The organism is Paenibacillus sp. FSL F4-0236, from assembly GCF_038000135.1.
GTDB lineage: Bacteria > Bacillota > Bacilli > Paenibacillales > Paenibacillaceae > Paenibacillus_AQ.
This window is the reverse complement of sequence record NZ_JBBOBK010000001.1, coordinates 3,318,144-3,333,923: the sequence shown is the minus strand read 5'-3', so window position 1 is coordinate 3,333,923 and position 15,780 is coordinate 3,318,144. Positions and strand designations below refer to the sequence as shown.

General features: G+C 44.3%; 13 protein-coding genes. 8 read left to right on the top strand and 5 right to left on the bottom strand.

Annotated features, from left to right (window positions below):
• The first annotated feature begins 53 nt into the window (after window positions 1-53).
• On the top strand, window positions 54-1,778 hold the full coding sequence (acsA, locus tag NSQ29_RS15170; protein ID WP_339247399.1) for an acetate--CoA ligase: 1,725 nt from the start codon (window positions 54-56) through the stop codon (window positions 1,776-1,778).
• Window positions 1,779-1,861: 83 nt separating this feature from the next.
• On the opposite strand, the gene NSQ29_RS15165 is transcribed toward acsA, so the two are convergent.
• Window positions 1,862-4,774 carry a transglycosylase domain-containing protein gene (locus tag NSQ29_RS15165; RefSeq protein ID WP_341125476.1) on the bottom strand — a complete coding sequence of 971 codons (2,913 nt, stop codon included), beginning with the start codon at window positions 4,772-4,774 and terminating at the stop codon, window positions 1,862-1,864.
• Between the two features lie 145 nt (window positions 4,775-4,919).
• Complete coding sequence (rpsD, locus tag NSQ29_RS15160; protein ID WP_042187338.1) at window positions 4,920-5,519, bottom strand: 30S ribosomal protein S4; 600 nt, start codon at window positions 5,517-5,519, stop codon at window positions 4,920-4,922.
• Between the two features lie 399 nt (window positions 5,520-5,918).
• Here rpsD and NSQ29_RS15155 point away from each other — a divergent pair, with 399 nt between their 5' ends.
• The 5 genes from NSQ29_RS15155 to NSQ29_RS15135 all read left to right on the top strand — a co-directional run bounded on the left by NSQ29_RS15155 (window position 5,919) and on the right by NSQ29_RS15135 (window position 10,985).
• Window positions 5,919-7,913, top strand: coding sequence for a sensor domain-containing diguanylate cyclase (locus NSQ29_RS15155; protein WP_341125475.1), 1,995 nt, complete (start codon window positions 5,919-5,921; stop codon window positions 7,911-7,913).
• Window positions 7,914-8,046: 133 nt separating this feature from the next.
• Window positions 8,047-8,913 (top strand): hypothetical protein, encoded by an 867-nt coding sequence (locus tag NSQ29_RS15150; protein WP_341125474.1) that lies wholly within the window; start codon window positions 8,047-8,049, stop codon window positions 8,911-8,913.
• Window positions 8,914-9,008: 95 nt separating this feature from the next.
• Window positions 9,009-10,124: an aminopeptidase gene (locus NSQ29_RS15145; protein WP_076282932.1), complete on the top strand. Its 1,116-nt coding sequence runs from the start codon at window positions 9,009-9,011 to the stop codon at window positions 10,122-10,124.
• A 106-nt stretch (window positions 10,125-10,230) separates the two neighbouring features.
• The gene (locus NSQ29_RS15140) at window positions 10,231-10,476 is read left to right on the top strand and encodes an HPr family phosphocarrier protein (protein ID WP_042126831.1); all 246 of its coding nucleotides are present in this window, start codon (window positions 10,231-10,233) and stop codon (window positions 10,474-10,476) included.
• Between the two features lie 212 nt (window positions 10,477-10,688).
• Window positions 10,689-10,985, top strand: a complete 297-nt coding sequence (locus NSQ29_RS15135; RefSeq protein WP_042126833.1) for a YlaN family protein — start codon at window positions 10,689-10,691, stop codon at window positions 10,983-10,985.
• 94 nt (window positions 10,986-11,079) lie between these two features.
• Here NSQ29_RS15135 and cax read toward each other — a convergent pair whose 3' ends face one another.
• Window positions 11,080-12,150, bottom strand: coding sequence for a calcium/proton exchanger (gene cax, locus NSQ29_RS15130; protein WP_341125473.1), 1,071 nt, complete (start codon window positions 12,148-12,150; stop codon window positions 11,080-11,082).
• Window positions 12,151-12,304: 154 nt separating this feature from the next.
• Here cax and NSQ29_RS15125 point away from each other — a divergent pair, with 154 nt between their 5' ends.
• A complete protein-coding gene (locus NSQ29_RS15125) occupies window positions 12,305-12,670 on the top strand; it encodes an Asp23/Gls24 family envelope stress response protein (protein ID WP_042126837.1) in 366 nt (121 codons plus the stop codon).
• Between the two features lie 90 nt (window positions 12,671-12,760).
• Here the strand turns inward: NSQ29_RS15125 and ftsW are convergent, their stop codons facing one another.
• Window positions 12,761-14,005, bottom strand: coding sequence for a putative lipid II flippase FtsW (gene ftsW, locus NSQ29_RS15120; protein ID WP_042187350.1), 1,245 nt, complete (start codon window positions 14,003-14,005; stop codon window positions 12,761-12,763).
• Entirely contained in the window at window positions 14,002-14,349 is a 348-nt protein-coding gene (locus NSQ29_RS15115; RefSeq protein ID WP_042187352.1) for a YugN family protein, read from the bottom strand. Before NSQ29_RS15115 ends, ftsW begins: the two co-directional genes overlap by 4 nt.
• Before the next feature lie 239 nt (window positions 14,350-14,588).
• Here NSQ29_RS15115 and NSQ29_RS15110 point away from each other — a divergent pair, with 239 nt between their 5' ends.
• Window positions 14,589-15,770, top strand: coding sequence for a M20 family metallopeptidase (locus NSQ29_RS15110; RefSeq protein ID WP_042193734.1), 1,182 nt, complete (start codon window positions 14,589-14,591; stop codon window positions 15,768-15,770).
• Window positions 15,771-15,780 lie beyond the last annotated feature (10 nt).

Genomic DNA, 15,780 nt, shown 5'->3' with positions numbered 1-15,780 from the left:
AGAAGAGTCTTACCCTTAAAGCTTAAATCAAACGAGTGAGGGAGGCAAGAGTGATGGGTCAAGTCCATAGCGAAATTTTGCCTGGCCGTGTGCAGAGCTCCAATATGTCTGATTACACCCAGGCAGTAGCCAATTTTAAGTGGGAGGATGTTGAACGTAACTTCTCATGGTATGACACTGGAAAGGTTAATATGGCACATGAAGCAGTGGATCGCCACGTTCAAGAAGGACGGGGAGCGGCGACGGCCCTGCTCTACAGTGATGCGGTGCGGGATGAATCCTATACATTTGCCGATCTGCAGGAACGGTCGAATCGGTTCGGAAATGTATTGCGTAAATATGGTATCGGTAAGGGAGATCGGGTATTTATTTTTATGCCTCGTCAACCGGAACTATATTTTAGTTTACTAGGTATTCTGAAGATTGGGGCAATAGCGGGCCCTCTGTTCGAAGCCTTTATGGAAACAGCAGTTAAGGACCGGCTGGAAGATAGTGGTGCGGTTGCTTTAGTTACTACACCTGAACTACTTCATCGTGTGAAGCGAGATGAGCTTCCGAATTTGCGTCATATTTTTCTAGTAGGCGGTACCTCTGATATCGAGCAAGGTAACTTAGGTTTCACTGAGGAGATGGATAACGCGTCTTCTGAGCTCGAATTGGAATGGCTTGACCTGGACGATGGCCTTATCATGCATTATACATCTGGTTCTACAGGAAAACCTAAAGGCGTTTATCATGTGCAAAGAGCAATGATTCAACATTATTATACAGGTAGAGTGGTGCTGGATCTACGTCCAGATGATATTTACTGGTGTACAGCTGATCCAGGCTGGGTGACAGGAACATCTTACGGAATATTTTCTCCCTGGTTAAATGGGGTAACGAATGTCGTGAGAGGGGGACGCTTTAGTCCTCAGGATTGGTATAAGACGATTGAACGAAATAAGGTTAGTATTTGGTACAGTGCACCTACAGCATTTCGTATGTTGATGGGGGCAGGAGAGAGTTCAATTCAGGGAATTGATTTGAGTAGCCTGCGCCATGTCCTGTCTGTTGGAGAACCGTTAAATCCTGAAGTCGTGCGATGGGGAGATAAGTTCTACAACCAGCGCATTCATGATACCTGGTGGATGACAGAGACGGGAGCGCAACTGATCTGTAATTATCCTGGAATGGATATCAAACCAGGTTCTATGGGCCGTCCGTTGCCAGGCATTGAAGCTGCGATTTTAGATGATCGAGGCAATGTTCTCCCACCATTCTCAATGGGGAATCTTGCAATACGGACGCCTTGGCCATCCATGATGAATTCGATCTGGAACAATAAGGCGAAGTATGAGGAGTATTTCCGCATTCCTGGTTGGTATATTTCTGGTGATTCTGCTTATATGGATGATGATGGGTATTTCTGGTTTCAAGGACGGATTGACGACGTTATCAACTCTTCTGGTGAGCGTATAGGACCTTTTGAAGTGGAGAGTAAATTGGTAGAGCATCCTGCTGTGGCAGAAGCGGGTGTAATTGGTAAACCAGACCTGGTGCGTGGGGAAATTATCAAGGCTTTCATTTCGCTGAGAGAAGGCTATACTCCTACAGCTGCTCTCAAAGAGGAGATCGCGGCATTTGTTAAAGCCGGACTGTCTGCGCATGCTGCGCCGAGAGAGATCGAATTTAAGGATAAACTTCCTAAGACACGATCAGGTAAAATTATGCGGCGTGTATTAAAGGCTTGGGAGCTTCATCTCCCAACTGGCGATTTATCAACGATAGAAGATTAGAATGGATCATAAAAAAACACCGTTCCCTAAAGAATTCAAGGGAACGGTGTTTTGCTGTGTGAAGTTATTCTTCGGACTACCGATTAATGGTTTCCAGTCGTATTGCCGGTTGTACCACTATTACTGTTTCCGTTACTGCTACCTTCGCCAGATGGCGTTGAAGTAGGCGTAGGTAGAATGGTTCCAGGAATCTCGATATCCTCTCCTGGGGTACTCTCAGAGCCTGTAGGAGGCGTTGTCTCCGGTTGCTGATCTGGAGTTGGTGTTGCTTCCGGAGTTGGTGTAGTGCCTCCAGCAACGCTACCAGAAGCGGTCTCATTACCTGCGACATCAACAGCACTGACATAGAATGTTGCATTGGCACTCGCAGGCGTTCCTGGCGAGAATACCTTGCTCTCGTCAGCCATAATTACAGCTTGCTTCTGGAAAGACCCTCCGTTTAAAGAACGGTATAAGCGGTATCCTACTACATCTGGAGAGCCGCTTGGGGAGAAGGTAATCACAGCTTTTCCAGTGCTGTATGAGACACTTACATTTCCAGGAGCCGAAGGCGAAGTACCGTCGTCCACACGTGGATCGACTTCAGTAGGGAAATCTGTCTTAGCATCGGTTGGCATATAATACTCCAGCGATTTATGCTCCTTCATCTTAGGGAATGCTGCCAAGAGCTCCTTAACTAATTCCTGGATCGGCTTTTCACGTTTAACGACGATTTTTTCTTTCAGGAAATCCTCCGGTGTACCTTCGAGTGGGATATAGTTGACGCCGTTGTAAGTAATATACTTTGCTTTGGAAATCCCATCGTCGCTCTCTTTAGGTACATATTTCGTATTGAAAAGATCCGTTGTAAATTTATCAGTTAGAGCCGTTGGCAGCTTACCGCTGTACGCGGAAACTGTCTTTTTGGTAATTCCTTCAGTTTGTGTGAATTTGTCTGTAACGAACAAGTCTGGCTGCTTATCAATAACAGTATTCATGACTTTAGCCCATAAGGTCTGTGCTTGTCGTTTTTGTGTATCTCCTGTAAGGGTATTAATTTGTTCCTTATAACCAACCCACATGCCAAGTGTGACATCAGGGGTGTAGCCCATGAACCAGACATCGCCATAGTTCTGAGTGGAGCCAGTCTTACCTACAATCGGAACGTCTTTAAAGTGTTTATAATCTCTTCTTACTGTGCTTGCAGTACCTTCTGTGATTACTGTACGCAGCATATCGGTCATTAGATAAGCAGTTTGCTCAGAGAATACTTGTTCAGGGTTAACCTTGTGCTGATAAACGATCTTGCCTTCCGAATCCACAATCTTCTCAATCATATAAGCATCATTAAATGCTCCCTTATTGCCAATGGCGGAATAGGCATTGGTTAATTCCTCAACGGATGTACCGTATCGAAGACCGCCTATAACCCCAGTCTGCGCTCTGTAATCATCTTCGGTGAGTGTAGTGATCCCTAGCTTTTTAGTAAAGGCCCAAGCATCCTCTATTCCGACCTTCTCGTTAAATAGTTTAAGCGCCGGTATGTTGAGGGATTTATTAAGTGCATAGCGAGCCGTAACTAAACCTTGATAGCGATTGTTAGCATTTTTAGGGATATGGAAGCCTTTCCCGCCATCCTTCAAAATGATTGGAGCATCATCTAAGATTCCAGCAGGTTGAATCAGTCCTGCATCTAAGGCAGGTAAGTATGCTGAAATCGGCTTCATCGTTGAGCCGGGTTGCCGGACCATTTGGGTTGCGTAGTTCATTTGCTCGATATTAAAATCGCGGCCCTCAATCATACCGAGAATGGCTCCGGTCTTGTTGTCGATCAATATGCCAGCCGTCTGTTCAACACCTTTTGTTTTGCTGTCCTTGGTGAAATTACTACTATCTTCGGAAATACTGTGCATTGCACTGTATACTTTCTTATCAATCGTGGTATAGACTCGGTAACCGCCGGTCATTAACTGTTGTCTTGCTTCCTCAAGAAGTACGGCATTATCACTAGAGCTATTGGTATCAGCTGTACTGTTATTCTTTTCATTTAGTGACAAAAGAATCTCAGATGCTTTACGCTCCGTCTCCATCATTAGGTATGGATATGTAGCATAGGCTTTCTTAGTGTGAGGAGCGAGAGAGCTTTTAATATCAAACTTGAGTGCTTCATCATATTGGGAGGTAGTGATCTTGTTCTCCTCTAGCATACGACGAAGTACAAGCTGTTGACGATCCATAGCCCTATTGAACGCCTTTGCATTGAATTCTCCAACGCCATTGAATGCTGAATAAGCGGATGGGAGCTGTGGAAGACCGGCCAAATACGCCGCTTGGGCAATATTCAACTTGTCTAGATCATCCAGACCGAATATACCTTTGGATGCAGCTTTAATCCCAAATACGTTATAGCCATTCGAGCCATTTCCGAACGGAACCTTGTTCAGATAAGCCGTTAAAATCTCTTGCTTTGTCAAGAAGCGCTCTAGTCTAAGTGAAAGTAGAATTTCTTTTGCTTTACGATCTTCTGTTCGATCCAGATTGAGGAATACACGTCTTGCGAGCTGTTGAGTAAGTGTACTGCCTCCGGTCTGAACGGATTCATTTAATATCTTTTGTTTGACGGCCCGTAAGGTGCCTTTGAAATCCACGCCATTATGCTCATTGAAATTATTGTCCTCTATAGCGAGAACTGCATCAATAATAATCTGGGGGATGTCGTTGTATTGAATGAGCCTTCGATCTTCTTCTGTACGAAGCTGGCCGATCGGTGCGCCATCACGGAAGTATGCGAATCCGGTGATCGCATTTTGCCCGACTTGCTGTTGAATCATTTCCTCAGAGCGAACAGGTTCATCTTTCACCATGGAAGTGACGTATCCTGCTGCTGCACCACCGACGAACAGAATGCCTATTATGCCAAGAATAAACATCCACTTAACTACAGAACCGAACCTGCTAAGCCCAGATCTGCGGGGTGAAGGCTTCTTTACGTTTTTTTTCTTGTTCTCTTGAACCATCGACGATAATTCCTCCTTTTAACGGAATTATTATAGCACAAATTGGCGATTTTGAATGCAGTCGGAGTGTTCATTACCTATTAGAATAACAAAAAGCCTCCGGATAAATCCGGAGGCTTTGGTCATACTCGCTATAAACGAGATATTAACGGTTGTAGAACTCGACGATTTGTTTCTCATCGATATCCTGGGAAAGCTCGGAACGTTCTGGCAAACGAATGTATTTACCTTCGAAAGATCCTTCAGCAGATTCCAGGTAAGCTGGAAGGTGGGAACGGTTAGCAAGAGCTTCTTTGATGGAAGCCATGCTTTGGCTTCTTTCGCGAAGACCGATAACGTCGCCCAAGCTTACACGGTAAGAAGCGATGTCGACTTTTTTGCCGTTAACAGTTACGTGTCCGTGGGATACCAACTGACGTGCACCAGCACGGGAGTTAGCAAATCCAAGACGGTAAACTAGGTTGTCCAAGCGGCTTTCAAGCAAGAACATGAAGTTTTCGCCCGCAAGACCTGGAAGCTTTTGTGCTTTAGTGAAGAGAGTTTTGAATTGTTTCTCTCCCAAACCATACATGTGACGCAGTTTTTGTTTTTCCAAAAGCTGCATTCCGTAGTTACTTACTTTTCTGCGTTGGTTAGCTCCGTGTTGTCCTGGTGGAAAAGGGCGTTTCAAGTCTTTTCCTGTACCGCTAAGGGAAATTCCCAGACGGCGGCTGAGTTTGAATTTAGGTCCGGTGTAACGTGCCATGTTATAGTAGACTCCTTTATAATTGAAATTTCAGGGTAGGGCCTATTTGCGCCGCATTTCGTATCCGTGATTAGCATTAATGGCTTCCACACTGCCAGGGAAGTTCAGCCGCTGCCCTGGCAGTAACGAAATGCGTGAGGGTGACACAACGTTACGCCCAAGTAAGACTTGTTACAGTCTTGTTCAACAATAAATATTATATGAATACAGTATATAAAGTCAAGCGCTTATTAAAAGAGTTTTTGTCAATCTTTGTCGATAGTTCTTTGGTCCTAAAAAAAAGTCCCGGAAATGATGAAAATATAATGCAATGCACAAAGAAAGGGAGTAAAATATAGTTAATTAGTTGTTACTAGGGAAGATAGTTTTCTTAATCAAGATGCAAAGGGGATCTTCGTTATGTCAGAGCAGAAAGCATACGTCCATAAAGACAGCCGTATGCTGTTACAGGACAACTTACACGCTAGTAGAGATTCCGAAGATCCCACCGCCTGGCTTAGGGAAACGGAAATAGTAACGCATGACTTCCCTTATCTAGCAAATTTGATTGCAGACAGTTTCAATGAATGGTTTGGTGGGCTCAATGCCCTTCCATTCTCTAGATCATGGGAATGGTGTGTGCTGAATTTTGAAGGTAAATATATAAACAATAGTTTGGATCAACAAGAACTATGGAGGCAGCAGTGGGAACAGGCGGCGGCTTCTAGCTTGATTTCAGAAACAATCTCTGCCGTTCCGTTAACCGTAGAAGGTAAGGATCTGAGTTTTTTTACCATACCGCTATTCACTCGCGTCGACAATAAAATTTTTGCGTTTTTGGGCTGTTCTATGCCTACGCAACAATATGAAATGGGTGGACGAGATACTGCAGAAGCTATGTCGCTGCATTACCGCACCTGTTTTTATCATAAGTTTGAACATATATTTGTAGCTGATCTTGCAAGTACCCATATTCATGCAGAACGTGAAAGCAATCGTCGTTCATTGTTATTTCAGATTGTTCAGCGGATGCATGACAATATTGATGTAGATGCTGTACTTTCGGAAGTCATTGATAGCATCTCTGCGATGTATCCTGGAGCCAGACTCGACCTGTATATGTCACAAGATCATCGCAGCACTAATCCGCAGGTCAAACCGTTACCTTTCCACATGTCCAGTGATGATGTCTGTGCCAGGGCGTTCAAGGATGGACGTGTTGCGCTGCACACTAGTGATGAAAATCACCGAAATGTAGAAATAGGGCTTCCGTTAGGTGGTAAGCAGGGGGTTTATGGGGTATTCCATATGGTGATGGATAATCCAATCTTCCCTGACGTTGATTTGCGGTTTCTCACAATGGTAGCCGATACGGCAGGGACTGCTTTTGAGAATGCCAAGCTTTATGAGCGCTCCAATCAGCTAATCCGTGAGCTTCGCATGAGTAATGAGCTTACCCAGCGTTTGAATCAAAGCTTGCGTTTAGGCGATATTTTTCAATTTGCGTTTGAAGAGCTACTTGAAATGTTTGGTGCAGATTACTGCTGTATCTTACATATGAATGAGGAAAAGGGTGGCCTAGAAGTTATTGCCTGCAACCATCCGTCATTGCAGAATGAAGTATTAGAAGTAGGGGCAGGTTTAGGTGGAAAGGTGTATTCCACAGGTGAATCACTGATCATGTCTGACTACATAGATAATCCTAAGACAACTTCCCGACTAATGAATGCTACCGGTTCGCAGTCGTTGATTGCCACGCCTCTTAGTGTGGGTGGAGAAGTGCGAGGTGCGATTATGCTGGCACATCGAGATTCTCATTATTTTTCCTATGACAACTACAGGCTATTGCAGGCGATGGCGGGGCATATTGGTCTAGCAGTAGGTAACGCCAGGCTACATGCTGAAGTTAGACGTCTTGCGAATAGAGATAGCCTAACGGGTCTCTATGCTCGTCATTATTTGGACGAAGAGATAAAAGAAAGACAGTCTACGGACTTCTGCGGTTGTTTAATTGTTGTGGATATTGATCAGTTCAAAATCGTGAATGATACCTATGGTCATCAAAAAGGCGATAAGATTCTAAAAGAGGTTAGTGAAATTGTGAAATCTTCCATCCGTCAAGGCGACATTGCTGCGAGGTGGGGTGGGGAGGAGCTCTCCGTTTATTTACCGTTAATGGGAATGCAGCAGGCGGGTTATGTAGCTGAGCGTATACGCAAACGCGTTATGGAAGAAACTGAACCTAGTGTAACGGTATCCTGCGGAATAGCGGAATGGAGCTGGATGGACGATCGAGTAAGTGTTGAGTCATTATTTTATCGAGCGGATATGGCGCTGTATAAAGCTAAGAATAACGGCCGGAACCAAGTTGTTTTTGATACCAAAGAAAATGATAGCAATATTAAGAACCCGTGAGGTAAAGTTCATGGGTTCTTTTTTTATATGCACAGTTATTCTGGCTCTAATTGCGGTATAAGGCTTGCAGGAAGAGAGAACCCTATACGTGGGTTGTACTTAAGTAAAATACTCCGAGAAAGGCCTGAGGTCCGTGAGAAAGCTATTATTACTTAAGGGAGGAGTCCCTCTAGTTCTGACACTGTATTGCCTGTTATGTAGCGGATGTAGCGTCATAAGAGACAAACCTGCGAAGGAAGATTTAAGTTTGGCGATGGCAGGGATGGCTGGAAGTGATGAGGTTGTTTTTGAAGGGGCGAATATGCTGAAACGAGGGGGAACAACAGTTCCTGAATCCTTATTGTTCTACGGAGGCACAGTGGAGGATCATAAAAAGGTCAAGCTGTACACGCTTCTTCCAGATAAATCTATGACCAAAAAAGCAGCAGCTGATGGCGTTAAAGACTTAAAGAGTAGCGCATATGCTCTGAAACCTTATTACAGTCAGTTAGAGAAAAAAGAGGGCAGATGGGAACTTCAGACTACTGAAAATTCCTCGGAGGAGGGAAATCCATTACCTGCGCTAAATCCGCTAAAGCAACTCGAGGAGCTTGAGTCCATGGAGACGAGTGTAACCGAAGAGGCTGGAGCAGGCAGAGGGACAAGTGTGCTGCGAATCGAATTGACCCCTTCAGAGGCTAGAAAGCAGCTGTCTGCTGAATTGGAAAAAGAAATGCAGAACCTTCGTCCTAAAGTCCCCGAATCCGCTGAGAACAACACAGAGGCTGATCAGGCAGTGACGAAAGCTTTGGAGAAGCTGTGGCAGAAGAAAAATAATGAGCTACAGCAAAAGCTGAAACAGGCTAATGTTGAAACGGTCTACCACCTAACGGTTGATAAGAAGCATAATCTTCCCAGAAGGCTTACCTTGAATCGAAAAGTAAGCTATTCCGGTGAAATGATGAATAAATCTGAAAATGAAACTTATGTATCTAAGGTGGATTTCACAGGTTACCGTTAATCTTTACATGGTTATGCAGGTCTTGCGCTCCATAAAGGGCGTGCTACAATAGAACAGCATGCTTATTTTTCAGACAGAGGAAGGAAGAGTACACAATGAAAGATCCCAGAATTCAAAAGCTGGCGGCAAATCTTGTAGGTTATTCCGTAGATGTTCAGCCAGGCGAGAACGTGCTTGTAGAAATGATTGGCAATGAAAGAGATTTAATCAAAGCTGTTGTTGAGGAAATCGGTAAAGCTGGCGGTCATGCTTTTGTTCAGTTGACAGATCGTACAGTCCTACGCAGCATGCTTAAATATGCAACACGTGAGAGTCTTCAGACATGGGCTGAAATTGACTTGAACCGGATGAAGCAAATGGATTGCTATATCGGCATCCGTGCAGGTGAGAATGTAAATGACCTGTCCGATGTTCCAGAAGAAAATATGAAATTGTATAATTCTTTGTATTCCCATCCAGTGCATAGTGAACAACGCGTGAAGCATACGAAGTGGGTAGTATTACGTTATCCCAATGCGAGTATGGCTCAGCTTGCAAATATTAGTACAGAAGCATTTGAGGACTTTTATTTCGAAGTGTGTAATTTGGATTACGCCAAAATGGACAAGGCTCAGGATGCATTGGCTGATCTCATGCGCAGAACAGATAAGGTACATATTTCAGGTCCTGGAACAGATCTTAAGTTCTCCATCAAAGGAATCGGTGCAGAGAAATGCTCTGGACAAAAGAATATTCCGGATGGCGAGGTTTACAGCGCTCCTGTTCGTGATTCTGTAAATGGAACGATCAGCTATAATGCACCATCCGTTTATAACGGAGTGACTTTTGAAAATATCAAATTCAAATTCGAGAACGGTAAAATTGTTGAAGCAACAAGCAATGACTCCGCTCGCTTGAATGAAATCCTGAATTCAGATGACGGCGCACGTCACATTGGAGAATTTGCCATAGGCTTTAACCCTTACATTTTGCACCCAATGAATGACATTCTGTTCGATGAGAAAATTGCAGGCAGCCTGCACTTTACACCAGGACAAGCATATGATGTTACAGATAACGGAAACCGGTCTTCCATTCACTGGGATCTTGTATTAATCCAACGTCCAGACTATGGCGGCGGGGAGATTTATTTTGACGATGTATTAATCCGTAAGGATGGAATCTTCGTGTTACCAGAACTGGAAGGTCTGAATCCTGAAAACTTGAAATAAGCTGTAAAAGTAAGAAAACACCTTGCACAAGTAAGCGGATTCAAGGTATCATAAGAAATGATTACAAATGACTTATGTTTCATAATCAAGTTGCGGAGGGATTTCTATGTCCAGTAACAATGCGGCAATCGTTGATATTGCTCAAACGGCAGGTCAGTTCAACTCTTCAATCGTTCTTCAAGCGGACAACAAGTACATTGATGTTAAGAGTATCCTTGGTTTGTTCACGACTTTGGTATCAAGCCAAAGCTACGAGCTTCATGTTCACGGAACAGATGCAGAAGAAGCTAAGAAGGCAATGAGTGAAGTTTTTGCTAAACATGGTTTGAACTTTACAGTTGTAGCTGAGTAATAGTTGTATGTAAAGACGTCCTACCGATTTACGGTGGGGCGTTTTTTCTAGAAATAGATGAGGAATTAATGGCATCCCTTATAAACAACATAGCTGCTTCTTTCAAATAAATGGTTAGTATAAACAGAATTGTTGTATTGATATCCGATTTCGACTAATATTAAGTAAAATAGTAAAAGCAGCTTAACTTTTGGACATGGGGGGGAAGAGGCATGACTTCGTCGGAATTACAGGAACAGTTTAATCTTAAAGCGATCAATCTTCTACAAGAAGATGCCGATAAAATTCAGCAACTTATTGAAGTGCAGATGGAAAATCTGGCAACACGCTACTGCCCTCTCTATGAGGAAGTGCTCGATACCCAAATGTACGGTTTCTCAAGAGAGGTCGATTTTGCGGTTAGAGCAGGTTTGGTGCCAGAGATTACCGGTAAAATGGTGCTGAGTAAGCTGGAGCGGAATTTAGCAGTGCTCTATGAGGCATTGAATAACAAAGCAAAAGAAGAATAAGTTTTGATTTATAGTATTCATAGAAACGCACATGAGGACTTTCGTCACTCATGTGCGTTTTTTTTTGAGAATTATAGAATGAATAAGGAAGTATTTATACTAGATAAAAGGAGACTCCGAGAATTAGATAAACCGTTAATAGCAAGAGACCCTCATACCAGTTGGTCGAACCATCCTGAGTGATTGATTTGGCAATAAAGACGGCGACACCAATGGCGACAATTTCGATCGTTGTAAACACAATGTCCATAGTATCACCCATGAAATAACTGGCGAAGATAAGTACAGGCGCTACAAATAGTGCAATTTGAAGACTGCTCCCGACAGCTATTTCTACTGCCGCGCCGATTTTGTTCTTCATGGCTAGCATAATGGCTGCACTATGTTCTGCGGCATTACCGATGATTGCCACGAGGAAGGCACCTACAAACAGTTCACTAAATCCAAAGCGCTCAGTTAGTGTCTCAAGCGTCCCTACCAGCCACTCACTCACAAAGGCTACCATCACCGTAGCAAGAAGTAGATAAAGGATGGATCTGTTTCTGGACCACTTAGGCGCATGCTCATGAGCCATTTCTTCCTTACCGGCTTCTGTAACGTCCTCTAGATGTTTCTTGTGCGTAATCATGGAGAAGACAAGCCAGGCCATGTACGAAACGATGAGCAGCCCAGCAACGATTAAACTCAGCACGTCTGTATCTTTTTCAGTTATGGAATGGGTATTGAAGAACATAGCCGGTACAAATAAAGCGATCACCGCTACGATCATAAGGGAACCGTTCATACCGGCAAGGGTTACGTTAAAGTTCTGTACTTTGAACTTCATCCCACCAGCGAAAATACTTAAACCTAGGACAAGCAGCAGATTGCCAATAATGGAACCGGTAAGACTGGCTTTCACCATGTCGAACAGTCCTTCCTTCACTAGGAAAAAGGCAATGATTAGCTCTGCGGCATTACCGAAGGTAGCGTTTAGGAATCCGCCTAACCGCTGTCCAGCATAATGTGCTACACTTTCTGTAGCGCGGCCCAGAAAGCCAGCCACAAACACAACGGCTACTGCAGAGAGAACGAACTGAAGCGTGTGGTCCCAATCTGCATAATGTCCTATGGCACTAAGGATAAAGGTGATTGCCAGCAAAGCTGGTGAAATCCATTTTTTCAATGTAAAGTACACTCCAATCTATGTATTCAGGATCAATTCATAATCAATATACCCAAATTATTCCTAAGTGTAAACGAGAAAGCGAGAAACTGATTTGCTTTTTAGCCTGTTTAGGAATTACAATAATTGATAATGAGTTAAGGGGGGATATGGCATGGCAGAACAACTTCAATTGGAAATGGGAAATATACGAATTTCAAATGACGTCGTCTCGAAAATTGCCGGATTGGCTGCCTTGGAGACTCCAGGTATTGCAGCCATGTCAGGTGGCCTATCAGAGGGCTGGGCAAAGCGTCTTAGTGGCAAGAACGTCCAAAAGGGCGTTACCGTTGAAGTGGGACAGCTAGAAGCAGCAGTAGACCTGCGTATTATAGTTCTCTATGAAACTCCGATACATGAAGTGTGCCGGATGCTTCAACAGAACGTACGCGAAGCTGTGGAGAGCATGACTGGACTTCATATTGTTGAAGTGAATGTCAAAGTTGAAGGCGTAGCCTTCAAGAACGATGAAATTGCTTAATGCAAAAGAGCTTGTACACAAAAAAGCAGTCCAAGATATTTAACTTGGACTGCTTTTTTATATATTCTATTACATCCGGATTTATGAATCTTACCGGGAACGAACTTGTCTAACCGTAGTTACAGATTTCGTGACTTCCTCTTTAGCTGGAAGATTAGTTTCTCTTGAAATGCTCAGCATAATTCCCATGGACAGCATACTCACAAGAAGTGAAGAACCGCCGTAGCTGATAAATGGCAAGGTTACACCAGTAAGCGGAATCGTCTTCGTTACGCCACCAATATTGACAAAGGCCTGAATGGCAATGAGGCCCATAATACCAATGCCAACTAGTGTGCCAAAGGGATCCTTACACCTTAATGCGATTAAAATACCTCGCCAGATAAAATACAGATATAACATCAGAAATAATGCCGTTCCTACAAAGCCGAATTCTTCACCAATGACGGGGAAAATAAAGTCCGTATACGGGTATTTAAGATAATCCAGCTTTTGAATGCTTTTGCCAAAGCCAGAGCCACTGACTCCACCTTGTCCGAGAGCGGTCAAAGACTGAATAATATTATATCCTTCGCCTTCAGCATCCTGATAGGGATCTATGAAAGCTTGAATACGGCCTTTTCTATAGTCCTGATTGGCGGCTACTTTGTCGGTTGCGGGGGAAAGAGAATCAATCGCTGCTTTAGCCCCCATAACAATTCCTACGCCTAGCACCAAGAGTGCAATAGAGCCAAGGATATGCTTCATGCTGGCACCGCCTGCATAAATGACAAGTCCACTGGTAGCCACGAGAATAAGGCATGAGCCCAAATCTGGCTGCATCATAATAAGTCCGGCAACTATACCCACAATGACCATTACAGGGATATATCCTGTACGGAAATCTCTAAACCGTTCACCTTTTTTGGTAATCAGTGCAGAGAGATACAGGATAATTGATATTTTGGCCAGCTCGGTAGGTTGAATCCCTAGCTTCCCGATACTTAACCAGCTCTTGGCGCCATTGATTCTTTCGGAGAAGGCTACAATTAGCAGGAGAATAACGGTGATGATGAAGATAGGGACATACCACTTTTTGAATTTGCTGTAGTGAATATTCATGGCTATAAACATAACAACGATTCCAAGTACGATCCAAATCATTTGGCGTTTCATGAAATATAGAGGGTCATTACCGAACTTCGAGCTTGCTAAGGTCAAACTGGAGCTAGCACTGAAGACCATGACTAGACCGAAACCCACAAGTAGTAGTGTTAAGATGAGTAGTTGGAAATCGGGTGTTCCTCTTTTGGGCAGGCTGACATTTTGTTTCGTCTTTCCCTTTCTGTTACTCAAGCCTCCAACAGCTGCTTTAATTCGAGAATCCGAGTAGCAGCAGTGTCCAATACTGGTTTAGGCACCGGGGAGTCATACTCCAGGCCATGGGGGAATGTTGCTTTCCCTAAGTATACGGCTTCAATTGCAAGTACGGCATCAGCTTTCTCCAGCTTCCCCTCGACAGCGCGAGTGTTGATGCGTAGAAAGTATTCGCCACCATCCTGTGGGTCTTCAATTTTGCAGTCGTAAGTGGCACGATAGTATTCCCATTGCCAGCGAATGAAGCCAGCCTTTGTCGCACTCTCGTCCAGATAGAGAAGATCACTCTTCAATCCTACGAGGCCCGTGTTCTCAAAAATCATAGCACGCATATCCCCCTTATGAAGTATAATGATGAATTCATGATCCGTTTGCTGATGTTCTACCTCATGATAGTATGTTTCTAAACGTTGTGCAAGAGTAGGCACCTCCTAACGATACCCAGTTTTTTGCGTTTCTGCTACAATAAAAGAATTATAGCCGTATACGGCTGGAACAAAGTGTACAGGACTGCTGTCGCATGCTATTGATGCGGGTTTATGAAGAAGGGGATGGAGAACGTATGAAGAGCTTAGCGGTTGATTCTCTCATGCCGGAGATCGTGGAATGGAGACGCCATTTACACCGTCATCCGGAGTTGTCTTTTCATGAAAAGGAAACGTCAGCATTTATAGCAGACAAGTTAGCAGAATTCGGCATTGAAGTTAGGAGAAGCACGTCTGGGTATGGTGTAACGGGTATATTGCGAGGACATCGGCCGGGGAAAACGGTAGTCCTTCGCGCGGATATGGATGCACTACCTATTAAAGAAGAGAATAAGAATGACTACGTTTCGCAAAATGAAGGGGTTATGCATGCCTGTGGGCATGATGGACACACTTCAATACTGCTGGGTGTAGCCTCTTACTATAGCAGCCGCCTTGAAGAGTTAGAAGGGGAGCTGCGTTTTCTTTTTCAGCCAGCGGAGGAGGTATGCCCGGGTGGTGCACAGGGGATGATTGCCGAAGGCATGCTGGAAGGCGCGGATGCGGTGTATGGTTTGCATTTGTGGACTCCGCTTCCAATGGGGACCGTGGGCAGTGCGCCAGGACCTCTTATGGCATCTGCTGATGAATTTTTCATTGATATCATCGGCCGGGGCGGACATGGCGGTATGCCGAATCGCACGATAGACAGTATTGTGGCCGGGGCGGCGCTTGTGACTCAGCTTCAGAGCATCGTAAGCCGCTCTGTGAACCCGCTGGAGCCCGCTGTTCTTAGTGTAGGAACCATTCAAGGGGGATTCGCCCAGAATGTCATTGCTGAGCATTGTCGCATTACAGGAACCGTACGGGCGTTCGACGAGGAGACCCGTTATCTGATCCGCAGCAGAATCGAAGAAATGACAGTTTCAATAGCTGGCGCATACGGTGCAGAAGCTAAGATAGACTATGTGATGGGATATCCGCCACTCGTAAATCACGAGGGCGAATACCAGCGTTTTTCCGAGGTGGCACCAGGAGCACTAGGAGAAGCTGTTCAAGTGATTCGGATGGAAAAGCTGATGCCAGCTGAGGATTTTGCCTACTATGTAAAAGAAATTCCTGGCTGCTTTATGTTCGTAGGGGCTGGAAATCCAGATAAAGATGCAGCTTACCCGCATCATCATAGCAAATTTGATTTTGACGAGGATGCTATGTTGCATGGGATGAAATTATTGATCGCTATGGCGAATTCCTGTTTGCAAGAGAAGACAATCGTATAATTTCGTTTCT

Bases quoted from the DNA above. Each gene is read 5' to 3' on its own strand.
- NSQ29_RS15145 (WP_076282932.1), top strand. From the start codon at position 9,009: ATGAAAGATCCCAGAATTCAAAAGCTGGCGGCAAATCTTGTAGGTTAT.
- NSQ29_RS15155 (WP_341125475.1), top strand. From the start codon at position 5,919: ATGTCAGAGCAGAAAGCATACGTCCATAAAGACAGCCGTATGCTGTTA.
- NSQ29_RS15125 (WP_042126837.1), top strand. From the start codon at position 12,305: ATGGCAGAACAACTTCAATTGGAAATGGGAAATATACGAATTTCAAAT.
- NSQ29_RS15135 (WP_042126833.1), top strand. From the start codon at position 10,689: ATGACTTCGTCGGAATTACAGGAACAGTTTAATCTTAAAGCGATCAAT.
- NSQ29_RS15165 (WP_341125476.1), bottom strand. From the start codon at position 4,774: ATGGTTCAAGAGAACAAGAAAAAAAACGTAAAGAAGCCTTCACCCCGC.
- NSQ29_RS15140 (WP_042126831.1), top strand. From the start codon at position 10,231: ATGTCCAGTAACAATGCGGCAATCGTTGATATTGCTCAAACGGCAGGT.
- acsA (WP_339247399.1), top strand. From the start codon at position 54: ATGGGTCAAGTCCATAGCGAAATTTTGCCTGGCCGTGTGCAGAGCTCC.
- NSQ29_RS15115 (WP_042187352.1), bottom strand. From the start codon at position 14,349: ATGATTTTTGAGAACACGGGCCTCGTAGGATTGAAGAGTGATCTTCTC.
- rpsD (WP_042187338.1), bottom strand. From the start codon at position 5,519: ATGGCACGTTACACCGGACCTAAATTCAAACTCAGCCGCCGTCTGGGA.
- NSQ29_RS15110 (WP_042193734.1), top strand. From the start codon at position 14,589: ATGAAGAGCTTAGCGGTTGATTCTCTCATGCCGGAGATCGTGGAATGG.